Below are 14,291 nucleotides of genomic sequence, written 5' to 3'. Positions count from 1 at the left end.
TCAGCCCACCTCGCCCTTCCCGCGCTGGTAGCGGCGCACCCGCCGGTACCCGAGCAGCTCCCCGTCGACGTCGATGTCGATCTCGTACAGGCCGAGCAGGTCGGTGGAGGCGGGAATCCGGTGGTCCTCGACCACCTCCACCCCCACCCGCCAGCCCTCGTCCGTGGACTCCAGCGAGACGACGCCCTGCGGCTCCCGGCCGGCGAGGGTGGTGATCAGGCGCAGGCCCTCGCGCGCCGCCTCGGCCGCCGGCAGCGGGTCGCGGTACTCCTCGTCGTCGTACCGGTCGTCGTCGCGTTCCCCCGGCCGCCCGTCCGCCGGTGCGCCGACGTCCCGGATCCGTCCCTGGGTCATTCCGCTCACCTCCCTGTCACCGCTTCTGCCCGCCGTTGCCGGCCCGCCGCCGCGCGCCGCCGTCGGCCCGCCTCGTCCCGCGCCCGCCCGTCGGCGTCAGCCGGTCGAGGACCCGCTGCTGGCCCCGGTCCCGCTCCTGCTCCGTGATGTCGCCGGCCGCCGCCGCCCGGTCGAGTTCCTCCAGCTCCCGGCGCACGTTCGCCGGGTTGTGCTGCTGGGACTCGGCCTCCCGGGCGATCACCTTCACCACCGCCGTCAGCCCCCGCACCGGCGCGTACGGCAGGGTCAGCAGCGCCCAGAGGATGTCCACCGGTCACCCCGCCAGCTGGTGCTCGGCGACGAAGTCGTACGGGGCGTGCGGGCCGAGCAGCCGCATCCGGAGCAGGTCCCGGCGCTGCCCGGCGTACGCCTCCAGCGCGTCCACGAACTCGTCCGCCCGCGCGGAGTCCACCAGGAACGCCAGGTTCACCGCGTCCAGCTCACTGCTCGGCGGACGGGCCGCGCTGTCCACCACGAGCGACGTCACGGCGTCCAGGACGTGCCGGTTCTCCGCCTCCCGCCGCAGCTCCACCGCCTGGCTGACGATCTCGCCGAGCCGGATCCGCTGCGGCCGGGTCGCCACCTCCGGCTGCCCGCGTACCTGCCGAGCCAGATCGGCAGCCTCCGGGTCGGCGGCGAGCAGCTCCCCGAGCAGCGGCTGCTCGTGGTAACGGCCGTGCACCATGTACTCGATCCGGTCCTCGAGCCCGTCGAGGGCCGCCGCGAACCGGTCGTGGTGGGCGGTGAGCAGCTCGGTCACCGCGGCCGGGCCGGTGACCACGGTGCCGAAGCGCACCGGCAGCACCGGCGCCACCGCCGCCGTCCCGTCCAGCAGTTCCTGGTACGCGGTCAGGTCGGCCGGCCGGCCCAGCGGCTCCCCCAGCCCCACCTCGCTGACCAGCGCGGCCAGCTCGCCGTGCCGAATCGCCGCGACCTCGCCCGGCGGGTCGCCGACCCCGGCGGCGTCCGGGGTCGGCTCCACGTCGGACGGCACGATGCCGTAGACGAACAGTCCCGTCCCGTCGGCCACGTCACCGCCCCCCGTTCCCCCGGTGTGCTCGCCGGGCCGCCTCCCCGACGCCGCCGGTCGCGCCGCCCCGCTCCCGGGCGGTTCCACCAAGTTCTCGGGCGGTTCCGCCGGCCGCGTCGCCGGGGCCGGCGGTAAGCCCCGCACGGCTTCGGTGACGTTCCCGGCCAGGCCGGCGAGCCCGGCGCCCTCGGCGGGGGAGATGTCCAGCCGGTCCACCATCTCGGCGTAGCGCAGGTACGTCTCGATGCTCGCCACCACCACCCGGGCGTTGATCTCCAGCAGCGGGATGCCGAGCACTCCGACGGCGACCTGGGCGTCGATCACCACGCCCTTGTCGAGCACGGTCTCCACCACGTCGGCCAGTCCCCCGACCGCGCCGCCGGCCTGCTCCAGCGCGCCGCCGCCCCCGGCGCCTCCCGTGGCGACCGTCACTCGCCCTGCTCCTGTCGCCGGCGTCGGACCACGGGTCGCCAGGGCGGCTCCGGGCGGCGGCGGGCCGCCGGGCGGGGACGTTCCGGCTCCTCCCGGGGCTCCGGTTCCTCCCGGGGCTCTCGGCGGCGGGGACGTTCCGGCTCCTCGCGGGGCTGCGGGCGGCGGGCCCGCTCCGGCTGGCGGCGGCGCGGCGGCTCCTCCTCCTCTTCCGCTTCCTCCTCGTCGTACTCCTCGTCCGCGTACTCGTCGTACTCCTCGTCGCGGGGGCGGGGGCGGGGGCGTTGCTTCCCCTCCTCGCGCTGCTCGCGCTCCTCGCGCTCCTCGCGAAGGGCGGTCTCGTGGTCCCGCACCACCTCCGAGTCCTCGATCTCGCCGCGCCAGCCCTGCACGGAATCCGGGTCGAGGACCGTCTGCGTCATCACGTGCCGGACGAAGTGCTTCAGCTCCAGCCGCACCCGCCGGCCCTGGGCCCGCCAGAGGTTGCCGGTGTGCTCGAAGAAGCCCTGCGGGTGGTACTCCAGAACGACCAGGATGCGGGTCAGGTCGGGGGTCAGCTCGTGGAAGCTGACGGTGCCGTCCACCGAGCCCTTCTCGCCCTTCGAGCGCCAGTGGATCAGCCGATCCGGGATCTGCCGGACGATGGTCGATTCCCAGGTCCGGTGCGACCAGAGCACCTGCGCCTTCCAGGTCAGCTTCTCGTCGCCGCCCGTGTCGACGGTCTCGACCTTCTTCATGAAGCTCGGGAAGTCGCCGAACTGCGTCCACTGGTCGTACGCGACCCGGATCGGCACGCCCACCTCGATCGACTCGACGATGTTGGTGACCTTGAGCTTCTTCGAGCCGCCCTTGCCGCCTCCCTTGCCGCCTCTGCCGAGGGCCGACATCAATTTCTCCTTACCGCCGGCGAGGCCGGCATGGAACATGGCCTTCACCGGGGTCTTGCCCTCGGCGAGCTTCTGGGTGCCCGTGGCCGCGGCGATCAGGCCAGGGCCGCCGCCCTGCTGGGCGTACTCGCTGAGCCGCCCGGTCGCGCCGGTGACCTTCTCCGTCACCGCCGTCACCACGCGCTCACCGATCGCCGAGGCGAGGTTGCCCAGCGCGCCGCCGAGCTGGTCGCAGGCCCTGCTGGCGAGGCCACCGGGCTTCATGTTCTCGGCCATGGTCACCGTCCCCGCCGGCTGCCGGCGTCCTCGGTTCCGGGCTTCGACCCGTCCCCCTGACCTTGGCCCTGACCTTGGCCCTGGCCCTGATCCTGGCCCTGGTCCTGGCCCTGGCCTTGGCCTTGGCCCTGGCCCGACTCTTCGCGTCGGCCGTCGTCGCCCCCTGACGCGCCGGACGACCTCCGGCGCAGGGCGTCCGCGCTGCCGCGCAACCGGCCGCTCACGGCGTCGATGCCGTTGCCGGCCGCGGCCGTCGCGGCGGCCCTGCCGGCCGAGACGAGGGGTCCACCGAGGCGGCTCAGGCCGCTCAACTGGGGGGACGACTGAAGCAGTTCCCGGCCCTGATTCAACAGCGCACCGGGACTGCGGCTGGCCCGCCCGGCTGCCACGGCGCCGGCCAGGACGAGGGCGGTGCGCAGCTTCCGCCGGCGACCGAGAAGATAGCCGAAACCCACCGCGAGTCCGATTCGTGCTCCGCTCTTCATCAGTTCTCCTAAGCTCCCCGGTAGGCGGGGACGTCCATTTCGAGAAAGGCCGGGAAACAGCTGTCGGGGATCAGCGCAACAGCGGCCTCCACCTGGACGTCCCGCTTCAAGCGGACGGGCGGGCAGTACCCGTCGACGTTTCCGTGAAACGTCGGGTCGCACTTGTTGGGCGGGCCGGACGGGCGCATCAGGAGGGCCGGTCGGATACCTCACGGGAGAGGATCAAGACGACAGACGGAACGATCCCTGCCACGGGAAAAAATTGATTCGGAGTGGTATCAGAAAGTGGGCGGGGTGGCGTCGAGGCTTATTTCCGCCCGCACCGCGTCGCCGTCCTCGACCAGTTTCGCGCCGCATCTGCGAAGCATGGAAATGGCTCCGGCGTTGTCCCGCGTGGTTTCCGCCACGACGGTGTGCATTCCGGCCGCCGCCGCGAGGTTGAGCAGTTCACGCAGGGCCGCCGCGCCCACGCCCTGCCCCCGGGCGGACCGGCCGAGCCAGACGCCCGCCTCCACCGTCCCCGGCTCGGCGCGGCGGGTCATCCGGATCATCCCCAGCACCTCGCCGCTGACCAGCACGGCGTACATCGCGGTGCGGGACGGGCCCGCGAGGCCCGCGAAGCCCGTGCGGTAGTAGTCGCGGAACGCCTGCCGGCGGGCGTGCGACCACCCGGCCGGCGCGTCGACCGGGGGCATCACGTCGTCCGGCTCGGCCTCGGCGACCGCCACCGAGAGCAGCGGTTCGAGGTTCCGCTCGCCCACCGGCTCCAGCCGTACCGCACCCGTCACGTGCCGCAGTCTGCCGGTCCGCACCCGCCCGAGTCCACCCTTTGCCGTGCCGCTCCCCCGGTCCGGCGCGGGTACGGCCTGGTCAGCCCCGGTCTGCGCCCCGCCGCAACCGGGCGGCGACGGCCCGGCCGAGGCGGGCATCGGTCGCCGCCCGGCGACCGTCACGCCGGGTCGAACTCGCAGAGGACGGCCGAGGCGTCGTCGGTGGGCTTGTGCCGGCGCAGCCGGTCGGGCCGGTCGCGCTCCGCGGCGCGGACCCGGTCGACGAGCACACCCGGCCCCTCGGCGGTGACCAGGTCCAGCAACCCCGCCCAGTCGAAGAGCCCGAACTGCTCCACCGCGCAGGAGGCGCCGTCGGTGAGCAGGGCGGCGCGGCGCAGCCCGCCCGGCCCGCGCAGCGGCACCGTCCCGGTGAGCGCGTGGTACGCGGCGTCGGGGTCGGCGGCGGCGACCCAGTAGCCGTGCGTGCGGTTCATCCGCTCCCGTTGCAGCCTCACGGCCCGACGGAACCGGTCGGTCCGGTCGCCGTCGTCGGCCGGTTCCGGCAGGGCGGCCACCGTCCGACGCAGGTCGGCCATCGCGGTCTCCAGCCGGCTGTCGGCGATCACATCGACCCGGCCGCCGACGTCGAGCACCAGCGGACTGTCGCAGAGCACCAGCCAGTCGACCTCGTTCCCCTCGGCGCGCAGCAGGCAGACCGTCGACGAGGGTGTACCGGGGTGGTCGAGGTCGCAGTCGCCGCCGTGGTCCGCCCGAACCGCCAGGATCGCCGCCGCGAGGCTGCTCATGAGGGTGGCTGCCGGGCGGGCGGCGATGGCCAGCCCGAGCCGGGCGGCGAGGTGCCGGACGTACCAGGCCGGCCCGTGCCGGCAGCCCGTGTCGAAGCCCTCCGGCACGGTCGCCCCGTCCAGGACCCCGACCAGGGGACCGAACCGGAAGACCAGGTCCTCGTTGACCGCTCGGCCGGGGGCCGGAGCGGACGCCGACCGTACCCGCATCATCGGCCCCACCGACCCGGCGCGGGTACCCGGCCCGGCCGCCGCCTCCGCCGTCGTGGTGCCCGCCCGCCCGGCACGATCCCTGCCGGCCGGTACGCCCCGATGCCCTGCCGTCATCCTCTGCTCCTTCCGCCACCGCGCCGGCTACCCGGCCCTGCCGGGGACATTCCCGGCAGGGGCGAGCCGCGAGGCCGGCCGGGCCGGGTCAGCGCCGTCGGTTGCGGGCCCGCGAGGAGCGCAGGCGGCGCAGCCGGCCGATCAGCACCGGCTCGGCGGCCAGCGCGGCCGGATTGTCCAGCAGCGCGTTCAGCAGTTGGTAGTAACGCGTCGCGGAGAGGCCGAAGCCGTCCCGGATCGCCTGCTCCTTTGCGCCGGCGTGCCGCCACCACTGCTGCTCGAAGGCGAGGATGCGCCGCTCGCGCTCGGTGAGGCCGGCGGGGGTGGCGGCCGGCGCGGGTGGCGCGGACACCGGCGCGACGGACTCGGGCGCGGACACCGGCGCGACGGAATCGGGCGCGGACCGGGGCAGCGGGACGACCTGCTCCCGGCCGCCCGCGCCCTCCGGAGCATCCGCGCCCGGAATCGCCCGGTCGCCGTCGCCGGGGCGCCCCGGCTCGGGCCGGTCGGTGGCGGCCGGGGAGGCGTCGGCAGGCGGCATGGCGCTCCTCACGCGGGCGTGCGAAGGGCCGGCAGAGGCGCGCCGACCAGGGGATCACCAGCCTAACCAGGGGCGACCCGGACCGCATCGGACGTGCGGTCCGGGTCGCCCCGGCGGAGCCCGGTCAGGCGATGTCGCGGCGGCGCATGGTGACCAGCGCCGCGCCGAGGGCGGCCACCAGCCCGACGACGAGCAGGATCGAGGCGTGCTGCCAGGTCAGGTCGAGGGTGTCCGGCTTGCACTCCCCGTAGTAGGGGCCGTTGCAGGCCTCGTAGTTCTCCAGGGTGACCTTCTTCTGCATCCAGGCCAGCGCGTACGTCGGCAGCAGCCACGCCTCGATGAACCGCGCCCCGGCCATCGACAGCAGGATGCCGATGCCGAACTGGCCGACCACGACGAGCCCGATCGCCCCGCCGAGGGCCATCGCGGTGTGCCGGCCGAGCGAGGCGAGCGCGAACCCGATGGTCGCCGCGACCACGATCAGCACCAGCGCGCGCAGCCCGGTCAGCGCGAACGACTGCCACACCCCGGAGGTCATCTTCGCGGTGCTGCCGCGCAGTGAGCCGACGAGCCAGAACCCGGCGGTCCAGACCGCAGCGGCGGCCACGGTCAGGGCGACCAGCCCGGTCAGCAGCGCCGCCAGCTTGGTCAGCAGCACGGTGAGCCGCCGGGGCCGCCAGAGCAGCAGGTTCATCATCCCGCCGGAGCTCCACTCGGCGCCGACGAAGGAGGCGCCGACCACGAAGCCGATCAGCGCCAGGATCGCGGTGAACGTGACGATCATTTCCTCGAAGCTGCCGCGGAAGTCGAACGTCGACGGCAGGAACCACTCCGCCTGGATGCTCTCCCGTGGCGGACCCTCGATCATCGCGCAGTCCGGCGGGTACCGGCCCTCCGACTGCTCCTGGCCGGACGCCTTGGCCTGCACGCAGGCGGCCCGTTCCTGCTCGGCCCAGCGCGCCTGCTCCTGGTACTGCTGCTCCGCCTGGCGCTCGGCGGCGGCCTGCTGGTCGGGACCGATCTTCTGGTTGGTGAAGAAGACCCCGACGATCACCGCCCCGAGGACCAGCAGGCCGAGCAGCGTCGCCCAGCGGGTGAAGCGCCGCTTGCCCAGCCGGCGCAGCTCCGTGCGATAGAGGCTCATGCGCCCCAACCTCCTCCGACGGCGCCGGGCTGACCCGCGCCGTCGACCTTCGTGGACTCGTCGACCTGGCGGTGCTGCCCCGGCACGGGGGCGGTCGCGGTCAGCTCCAGGAAGACGCTCTCCAGGTCGACCGTGACCGGGGCCAACTCGCTGACGTAGAGGCCCTGCTCGGCGAGCAGCCGGCTCACCATGGCCGGTTTGTCGACCCCGGCGAGCATCAGGTGGTCGGGCTGGGCGGTCACCGCCACGCCCGCCCGGGTCAGCGCGTCGGCCGCCCTCGGCAGGTCGGTGGCCGCCTCCAGGCGGACCCGCACCGCGCCGCCGGAGTGCTCGGCGAGCACCTCGTCGACCGGGCCGAACGCGACCCGCCGGCCGAGCGAGATGATGGTGACCGAGTCGCAGATGAGCTGGATCTCGCCGAGGATGTGGCTGGAGAGCACCACGGTCATCCCCGAGGCGGCCAGATCGCGCGTGAGCGTGCGCATCTCCCGGATGCCGCCCGGGTCGAGGCCGTTGGCCGGCTCGTCCAGGATCAGCAGCTTCGGCTTCTTGAGCAGGGCCGAGGCGACCGCGAGCCGCTGCTTCATGCCCAGCGAGTACGTCTTGACCCGCTCGCCGGCGCGGTCCCGCAGGCCGACCAGCTCCAGCACCTCGTCGACCCGCTTCTGCGGCACCTCGCCGGCCCCGGCGAGCAGCGACAGCGTGTCGCGGGCGGAGAAGTGCGGGAAGAACTGCGGGCTCTCCACGATCGCGCCGACCTGGCTGACCACGGCGGGCAGCGCGGCGGGCACCTCCTGACCGAGGATCGCCATCCGGCCGCCGTTGGGCCGGATCAGGCCGAGCAGGGTACGCAGGGTGGTGGTCTTCCCCGACCCGTTGGGGCCGAGGAAGCCGTGCACCTGGCCCTGCTCGACCAGCATGTCGAAGCCGTCCAGGGCATGTCGCACGCCCCGGCGTCGGCTCTTGTACGTCTTACGTAGACCTTCTATTTCCAGGACAGCCGGCAAAGCTGCGCCTCCCCCGATAGCTGCAGGTGACGAGGCACACCATACGCGGTATACACCGGCCGGCAATACCCGGTATGCAGTTCGGCGTGTCGACCAGCTCAGGCGCAGATCACGTGCACGCCCGCCGCCCGGAACGCGTCGACCAACCCGGCATCCGCGCCGGAGTCGGTCACCAGCGTCTCCACCCGGTCGACCGGGCAGATCCGGGCGAACGCGTGCCCGCCCAGCTTGGACGAGTCCGCGATGATCACCACCCGCTTCGCCCGGGCCACCATCAGGTTGTTCATCGCCGCCTCGCCCTCGTGGTGGGCGGCGGCGCCGAGCTGCGGGTCGATCGCGTCCACGCCGAGCAGGGCCACGTCCAGGGTGACCTCGCGCAGCAGCGCCCCGCCCAGCGGGCCGACCAGCTCGAACGACTTGGGCCGGACCACCCCGCCGGCCACCACCACCTTCATCCGGGACCGGACCAGCAGCTCGTTGGCGATGTTGAGCGCGTTGGTGACCACCGTGAGCTGGGCGCCCTCGGCGTTGGTGTTCAGGTCCGGCCGGACGGCCAGCGCCCGGGCCACCTCCGTGCTGGTGGTGCCGCCGTTGAGGCCGACCACGGTGCCCGGGGAGACCAGCGCGGCGGCGGCGGCGCCGATCCGCTGCTTCTCGGCCGAGTGCTTGGCGGTCTTGTAACGCAGCGGCAGGTCGTAGGAGACACCGTTGGCCACCGCGCCGCCCCGGGTCCGGGTGATCATCTGCTGCTGGGCGAGCTGGTCGAAGTCGCGCCGGATGGTGGCCTGGGAGACGTCGAGCCGCCCCGCGGCATCCTCGACGCTCACCCGGCCGTTGTCAGTGAGCATCTCCAGCAGCGCGTTCCATCGGGCGTACCGGTCCACCGCGGGTGCCTCCACCGACTCTGCACGAAGGGTGATTGATTGCGTGCACAGTAGTGCGCGAAACTACGTGGGCGCAAAACTTCGCCCTGCGCGATCGGGCCGCCGGTTGCCAGGGTCGCGATGTCTCGCGCAGAATAACGCGCGAAAGACGGCCATAATGCGCCGTATTGCGCACGGCCTCCCGGCGAGGAGTTCTCATGGCGTTCGTCCACACGGAGATCGCGAGTCAGCCCGACTGTTGGCGGGAGGCTGCGCTGCTGACCCCCACGGTCGCCGAGCACCTGCCGCGCCCCGGGGAGCGGGTCGCCATCGTCGGCTGCGGCACGTCGTGGTTCATGGCGATGGCGTACGCCGGGCTGCGGGAGGCCGCCGGCCACGGCGAGACCGACGCCTTCCAGGCGTCCGAGTTCCCGCCCGGCCGCCGCTACGACCGGCTGATCGCCATCACCCGCTCCGGCACCACCACCGAGGTGCTGGAGTTGCTCGCCGCGCTGCGCGGCCAGCTCCCCACCACCGTCATCGTCGGCGACCCCGGCTCCCCGGCTGTCGAGTTCGCCTCCACCGCCATCACCATGCCGTTCGCCGACGAACGCTCGGTCGTGCAGACCCGGTTCGCGACCACCGCGCTGGCCCTGCTCCGCGCCCACCTCGGCCACAACCTCGCCGCGCTCGCCGCCGATGCCGAGGTCACCGTCCGGGCCCCGCTGCCGATCGACCCGGCCCAGGTCGAGCAGGTCACCTTCCTCGGCCAGGGCTGGACGGTCGGCCTGGCCCAGGAGGCCGCGCTGAAGTGCCGCGAGACGGCCACCTTCTGGGCCGAGGCCTACCCGGCCATGGACTACCGGCACGGCCCGATCTCGATCGCCGCCCCGGGCCGGCTGGTCTGGGCGTTCGGCGACATCCCCGAGGGGCTGGCCGAGGACGTCGCAGCCACCGGGGCCGCCTTCGTGCACAGTCGCACCCACGGCTGCCACACCGTGCTCACGAGCTGGGCGGCCGGGCGCACCCCGGTCGACCCGATGGCCGACCTGATCCTCGCCCAACGCTTCGCCGTCGCCCTGGCCACCAGCCGAGGCCTCGACCCGGACGCGCCCCGGCACCTGAGCCGCTCGGTGGTGCTCACGTGAGCCCGGCCGACGTCGTCGTCGCGCTGGACGTCGGCGGCACCGGAATGAAGTGCGCCCTGGTCAGCCCGGACGGCGCCACCGTGCGCGCCGAGCGCCACCCCACCGAGGCGGGCCGGGGCCCGGACGCGGTGGTCGACACCATCCTGGACGTCGCCGAGGGGCTGGCCGGCAAGGCGCGGGCCGACGGGTTCGAGCCGGTCGCGCTCGGCGTCGCCGTCCCCGGCGTCGTCGACGAGGCCACCGGGGTGGCGGTGTGGTCGGCGAACGTCGGCTTCCGGGACGTACCGCTGCGGGACCTGGCGGTGGCACGGCTCGGACTGCCCACGGCGCTCGGCCACGACGTGCGCGCCGGTGGCCTGGCCGAGGCCCGCCTCGGCGCGGGCCGGGGCACCGGGCACGTGCTGTTCGTGGCGATCGGCACCGGCATCGCCGCCGCGCACGTGGTCGACGGGTCGGCCGCCACCGGCGCGCACGGCGCCGCCGGGGAGATCGGCCACATCCTGGTACGCCCCGGCGGCCCGCGCTGCGGCTGCGGCCGGCACGGCTGCCTGGAGGCGGTCGCCTCGGCCTCGGCGATCGCCCGCCGGTACGCCGAAGTGACCGGCGTCCCCGCGACCGCCGCCGAGGTGGCCGACCGGGCCGCAGCAGGCGAGCCGGCGGCGGCCCGGGTCTGGGCGGAGGCCGTCGAGGCGCTGGCCGACGGCCTCGCCACCGGCCAGTCCCTGTTCGACGTGCAGACTGTCGTGGTGGGCGGCGGCCTGGCCCAGGCCGGGCCCCTCCTGTTCGACCCGCTGCGCGCGGCGCTGCACGAGCGGATGACCTTCCACCGGGAGCCGCGTCTCGTCGCGGCGGCCCTCGGCGACGAGGCCGGCTGCCTCGGCGCCGCCCTGCTCGCCCTCGACAGTATGGAGAAGTGATGGCGCTTCGGGTGAACGGCAAGGTGGTGACCCCGACCGGCGTGGTCCGGCAGGGCTGCGTGGAGCTGGACGGCGACCGGATCACCGCCGTCGCCGAGTATCCGTCCGCGCGCGACGGGCACTGGATCGTGCCGGGCTTCGTGGACATGCACACCCACGGCGGGGGCGGGCACACCTTCACCACCGGCGACGCCGACTCGGCCCGACAGGCGGCGTCCTTCCACCTGGGACACGGCACCACCACACTGCTGGCCAGCCTGGTCAGCTCACCGTACGAGCTGATGCGGGACGCCACCGCCGCGTTCCGGCCGCTCGTCGAGGAGGGGGTGCTGGCCGGCGTCCACTTCGAGGGGCCGTACCTCTCCTCGGCCCGGTGCGGCGCGCAGAACCCGGAGTTCCTGCGCGACCCGTCCACCGACGAGCTGGCCGCGCTGGTCGAGCTGGGCGGCGGCGCGGTCCGGATGGTCACCCTGGCTCCGGAGCGGGACGGCGCGCTGGAGGCGATCAAGCTGCTCACCGCGCACCGGGTGGTCGCCGCGGTCGGCCACACCGACGCCACGTACGACCAGACCCGGGCCGCGGTGGCGGCCGGCGCGAGCGTCGGCACCCACCTGTTCAACGGCATGCGCCCGGTGCACCACCGCGAGCCGGGCCCGGTGGTGGCCCTGCTGGACGCCCCGAGCGTGGTCTGCGAGCTGGTCGCCGACGGGGTGCACCTGCACGACGGGATGCTCACCTTCGCCACCTCGACCGCCGGCCCGGAGCGGACCGCCCTGATCACCGACGCGATGGCCGCCGCCGGCATGGCCGACGGCGAGTACGAGCTGGGCGGCCAGTCCGTCACCGTGGCCGACGGGGTGGCCCGGCTGGCCCGGGACGGCGCGATCGCCGGCAGCACCCTCACCATGGACGCCGCCCTGCGGCACGCCGTGCACGCCGGCATCCCGATGGCGGACGCCTGCCGGATGGTGGCCACCACCCCGGCCCGGGCCATCGGCCTCGGCGACCGGGTCGGCGCGCTCCAGGTCGGCCTCCGCGCCGACCTGGTCGTCCTCGACGAGGACCTGAACGTGGTCCGGGTGATGAAGGGCGGCTCCTGGGTGGAGTGACCCGGGTGACCTGACCCGCTCCCGCCAGGGTCCGCCCGCCGCGGCACCCACCCACGGGCAGGTGGCACGACAGCGGCCGGTCGGTCAGCCGAGCGTCTCGACCTCAACCCCGAGGACGGCCTGCTCGTCGGGGCGGTGCACCAGCACGTCGGACAGGAACGACTGCACCGCCGGGCCCATGCCGACGTCCCGGCCGGCCCGCTCGGACAGCAGCCACTTGTGCTCGATGATCTGCGCGAACAGCTCCTGCGGCTCCAACTTGCGGCGCAGGTGCGCCGGCACCGCCCGGACCACCGGCTCGAACACCTCGGTCAGCCAGCGGTGGGAGGCCTGCTGCTCGTCGGACAGGTCGCTCTCCGCCCGGTACGCGTCCAGGTCGTTGAGGAGCCTGCGGGCCTGGTTCTCCTCGGCGTCCAGGCCGGTAAGACGGAGCAACCGGCGGTGGTGGTGGCCCGCGTCGACCACCTTCGGCCGAATCAGGTACCGCCCGTCGGCGATGGTGGACAGGGCCACCTCGGCCACGTCGAAGCCCAACTCGTTGAGGCGGCGGATCCGGCCCTCGATGTCGTGCCGGGCCTCCCGCTCGATCTGCTGCTCGTAGGTGATCTCGTGCCAGAGCCGCTCGTAGCGCTGCACGACCTCCTCGCAGACCACCTCGGGGTCGATGGACTCGTGCAGCAGCCCGGCCGCCTGGAGGTCGAGCGCCTCGCCGAAGATGTTCACCTGGGCGATCTCCAGGTCCTCGCCCCGCTGGCCGTTGGACAGGGTGTTGTGCAGCGCCCCGGTCTCGGCGTCGACGAGGTAGGCGGCGAACGCGCCGGCATCCCGGCGGAACAGGGTGTTGGACAGCGAGCAGTCGCCCCAGAAGAAGCCGGTCAGGTGCATCCGGACGATCAGGGCGGCCAGCGCGTCGAGCAGCCGGCTCATCGTCTCCGGCCGCAGGGTGTGCGAGAAGAGCGCCCGGTAGGGCAGCGAGAACTGCAGGTGCCGGGTGATCAGCACCGATTCGAGGGTTTCCCCGTCCTCGGTCTGCCGGTCGGCGACGACCGCCACCGCCTCGACCGACGGGAAGTCGATCCGTTCCAGGGCCCGCAGCAGGTCGTACTCCCGCTCGGCGATCCGCTCGCGGGTCTCCTTGAACGCATACACGTACTCACCTAACCGGACGAACCGGACGATGTGCCGAGAGATGCCCTGCGGCAGCGCCACCAGGTGCTCGGCAGGCCAGTTCTCCAGCGGGGTCGACCAGGGGAGGTCGAGCAACGCCGGGTCCACAAGGGCAGAGGTGATCCGCACGCCGACAAGCATGCCGGGTAACCAGGCCGAGCGCCTCCCTTCGTGGCTCGCCCCACAGCCGGCGGGCGGCGGGCCGGTAGCGTGGCCGCGTGCGGGAAACCCAGGCGGTACGGCGGAAGGTCCAGCTCAGGCCCGTACGGCCGGCGGGCTGGTGGTGGGACGGGCTGCTGGTCGCCGCCCTGGTCGGCCTGACGGCGGCGCTCGCCGCCGACCGGCTGTTCGGCGTCGACCGGGCGGTGGCCGACTGGGCCGAGGCGCACCGGCCCACGGCGGCGTACTGGGTCGCGGTCGTGTTCAACTACCTGGGCCAGGGCAGCCCGCTGACCCTGATCGCGCTGGGCATGGGGGTGCTGCTGGCCGTCCGGGCGCGGTCGGTACGGCCGGTGCTGCCGCCGGTGCTCGCCTTCATGCTCACGTACCTCACCATCGGCCCCCTGAAGGTGTGGACCGCCCGGCCCGCGCCGAGCGCCGGCGTCAAGGAGCCGTTCCTGCCCGCCGAGGCGACCCTGCCACTGTTCCAGCACGACCTGCCGGTGCGGTTCGCCCAGTCCTACCCGTCGGGGCACGTCGCCAACGCGATCGTCTGGTACGGCGTCATCGCGCTGCTGCTGGCGCCGCTGCTGGCCACCTTCAATCGAACCGTCCCGCCGTCGCTGGTCACCGTGGTCCGGGCGGTGCCGCCGGTGGTCGTGCTCTGCACCACCACGTACCTGGGCTGGCACTGGCTGACCGACTCGGTCGCCGGGCTGCTGCTCGGGCTGTTCCTCGACCGGCTGCTGCGCCGGGTGCCGTGGGACGACGTGCCGCTGCCCGGACGGCTGGGCACCTGGAACCGGCCCGCGCTGTTCACCCCGGCCCGCTAG

Annotated in this window: 16 protein-coding genes; 4 read left to right on the top strand and 12 right to left on the bottom strand. The window is 73.9% G+C overall.

Features of this window, described 5'->3' with window-relative positions; translation table 11 throughout:
• From ABT023_RS04380 to ABT023_RS04325, 11 genes are all read right to left on the bottom strand, one after another.
• Positions 1-354, bottom strand: a complete 354-nt coding sequence (locus ABT023_RS04380; RefSeq protein WP_350881561.1) for a gas vesicle protein GvpO — start codon at positions 352-354, stop codon at positions 1-3.
• A 16-nt stretch (positions 355-370) separates the two neighbouring features.
• Positions 371-664, bottom strand: a complete 294-nt coding sequence (locus ABT023_RS04375) for a gas vesicle protein GvpG (RefSeq protein ID WP_350881559.1) — start codon at positions 662-664, stop codon at positions 371-373.
• A gap of 3 nt (positions 665-667) precedes the next feature.
• Positions 668-1,855, bottom strand: coding sequence for a gas vesicle protein GvpJ (gvpJ, locus tag ABT023_RS04370; RefSeq protein ID WP_502890583.1), 1,188 nt, complete (start codon positions 1,853-1,855; stop codon positions 668-670).
• Entirely contained in the window at positions 1,852-3,015 is a 1,164-nt protein-coding gene (locus ABT023_RS04360; protein WP_350881557.1) for an SRPBCC family protein, read from the bottom strand. The genes gvpJ and ABT023_RS04360 overlap by 4 nt, the downstream gene beginning before the upstream one ends.
• 2 nt (positions 3,016-3,017) lie before the next feature.
• Complete coding sequence (locus ABT023_RS04355) at positions 3,018-3,500, bottom strand: hypothetical protein (protein ID WP_350881555.1); 483 nt, start codon at positions 3,498-3,500, stop codon at positions 3,018-3,020.
• A gap of 278 nt (positions 3,501-3,778) precedes the next feature.
• Positions 3,779-4,288, bottom strand: coding sequence for a GNAT family N-acetyltransferase (locus tag ABT023_RS04350; RefSeq protein ID WP_350881553.1), 510 nt, complete (start codon positions 4,286-4,288; stop codon positions 3,779-3,781).
• A gap of 161 nt (positions 4,289-4,449) precedes the next feature.
• Positions 4,450-5,403 carry a hypothetical protein gene (locus ABT023_RS04345; RefSeq protein ID WP_350881551.1) on the bottom strand — a complete coding sequence of 318 codons (954 nt, stop codon included), beginning with the start codon at positions 5,401-5,403 and terminating at the stop codon, positions 4,450-4,452.
• An 88-nt stretch (positions 5,404-5,491) separates the two neighbouring features.
• Entirely contained in the window at positions 5,492-5,944 is a 453-nt protein-coding gene (locus ABT023_RS04340; RefSeq protein ID WP_350881549.1) for a DUF3263 domain-containing protein, read from the bottom strand.
• A 124-nt stretch (positions 5,945-6,068) separates the two neighbouring features.
• On the bottom strand, positions 6,069-7,088 hold the full coding sequence (locus ABT023_RS04335; protein ID WP_350881547.1) for an ABC transporter permease subunit: 1,020 nt from the start codon (positions 7,086-7,088) through the stop codon (positions 6,069-6,071).
• Positions 7,085-8,008 carry an ATP-binding cassette domain-containing protein gene (locus ABT023_RS04330; protein WP_350881643.1) on the bottom strand — a complete coding sequence of 308 codons (924 nt, stop codon included), beginning with the start codon at positions 8,006-8,008 and terminating at the stop codon, positions 7,085-7,087. The genes ABT023_RS04335 and ABT023_RS04330 overlap by 4 nt, the downstream gene beginning before the upstream one ends.
• Positions 8,009-8,193: 185 nt before the next feature.
• Positions 8,194-8,979, bottom strand: coding sequence for a DeoR/GlpR family DNA-binding transcription regulator (locus ABT023_RS04325; RefSeq protein WP_350881641.1), 786 nt, complete (start codon positions 8,977-8,979; stop codon positions 8,194-8,196).
• A 197-nt stretch (positions 8,980-9,176) separates the two neighbouring features.
• Here ABT023_RS04325 and ABT023_RS04320 point away from each other — a divergent pair, with 197 nt between their 5' ends.
• Genes ABT023_RS04320 through nagA form a run of 3 tightly spaced genes read left to right on the top strand, consistent with a single transcriptional unit; the run spans position 9,177 to position 12,132 of the window.
• Positions 9,177-10,106, top strand: coding sequence for an SIS domain-containing protein (locus ABT023_RS04320; RefSeq protein ID WP_350881545.1), 930 nt, complete (start codon positions 9,177-9,179; stop codon positions 10,104-10,106).
• A gap of 44 nt (positions 10,107-10,150) precedes the next feature.
• Positions 10,151-11,023, top strand: a complete 873-nt coding sequence (locus ABT023_RS04315; protein ID WP_350881639.1) for an ROK family protein — start codon at positions 10,151-10,153, stop codon at positions 11,021-11,023.
• The gene (gene nagA / locus ABT023_RS04310; RefSeq protein ID WP_350881543.1) at positions 11,023-12,132 is read left to right on the top strand and encodes an N-acetylglucosamine-6-phosphate deacetylase; all 1,110 of its coding nucleotides are present in this window, start codon (positions 11,023-11,025) and stop codon (positions 12,130-12,132) included. Before ABT023_RS04315 ends, nagA begins: the two co-directional genes overlap by 1 nt.
• Positions 12,133-12,216: 84 nt before the next feature.
• Here the strand turns inward: nagA and ABT023_RS04305 are convergent, their stop codons facing one another.
• Positions 12,217-13,440 (bottom strand): DUF4032 domain-containing protein, encoded by a 1,224-nt coding sequence (locus ABT023_RS04305; protein WP_350881541.1) that lies wholly within the window; start codon positions 13,438-13,440, stop codon positions 12,217-12,219.
• A 77-nt stretch (positions 13,441-13,517) separates the two neighbouring features.
• On the opposite strand from ABT023_RS04305, the gene ABT023_RS04300 reads away from it, so the two are divergent.
• On the top strand, positions 13,518-14,291 hold the full coding sequence (locus ABT023_RS04300) for a phosphatase PAP2 family protein (RefSeq protein ID WP_350881540.1): 774 nt from the start codon (positions 13,518-13,520) through the stop codon (positions 14,289-14,291).

This window comes from Micromonospora sp. NPDC002296 (assembly GCF_040296145.1).
Classification (GTDB): Bacteria; Actinomycetota; Actinomycetes; order Mycobacteriales; family Micromonosporaceae; genus Micromonospora.
This window is presented reverse-complemented; position numbering and strand designations above follow the sequence as displayed.

Bases quoted from the DNA above. Each gene is read 5' to 3' on its own strand.
- nagA (WP_350881543.1), top strand. From the start codon at position 11,023: ATGGCGCTTCGGGTGAACGGCAAGGTGGTGACCCCGACCGGCGTGGTC.
- ABT023_RS04330 (WP_350881643.1), bottom strand. From the start codon at position 8,008: ATGCTGGTCGAGCAGGGCCAGGTGCACGGCTTCCTCGGCCCCAACGGG.
- ABT023_RS04360 (WP_350881557.1), bottom strand. From the start codon at position 3,015: ATGGCCGAGAACATGAAGCCCGGTGGCCTCGCCAGCAGGGCCTGCGAC.
- ABT023_RS04345 (WP_350881551.1), bottom strand. From the start codon at position 5,403: ATGACGGCAGGGCATCGGGGCGTACCGGCCGGCAGGGATCGTGCCGGG.
- ABT023_RS04320 (WP_350881545.1), top strand. From the start codon at position 9,177: ATGGCGTTCGTCCACACGGAGATCGCGAGTCAGCCCGACTGTTGGCGG.
- ABT023_RS04380 (WP_350881561.1), bottom strand. From the start codon at position 354: ATGACCCAGGGACGGATCCGGGACGTCGGCGCACCGGCGGACGGGCGG.
- ABT023_RS04305 (WP_350881541.1), bottom strand. From the start codon at position 13,440: ATGCTTGTCGGCGTGCGGATCACCTCTGCCCTTGTGGACCCGGCGTTG.
- ABT023_RS04335 (WP_350881547.1), bottom strand. From the start codon at position 7,088: ATGAGCCTCTATCGCACGGAGCTGCGCCGGCTGGGCAAGCGGCGCTTC.
- ABT023_RS04355 (WP_350881555.1), bottom strand. From the start codon at position 3,500: ATGAAGAGCGGAGCACGAATCGGACTCGCGGTGGGTTTCGGCTATCTT.
- ABT023_RS04340 (WP_350881549.1), bottom strand. From the start codon at position 5,944: ATGCCGCCTGCCGACGCCTCCCCGGCCGCCACCGACCGGCCCGAGCCG.
- ABT023_RS04315 (WP_350881639.1), top strand. From the start codon at position 10,151: ATGAAGTGCGCCCTGGTCAGCCCGGACGGCGCCACCGTGCGCGCCGAG.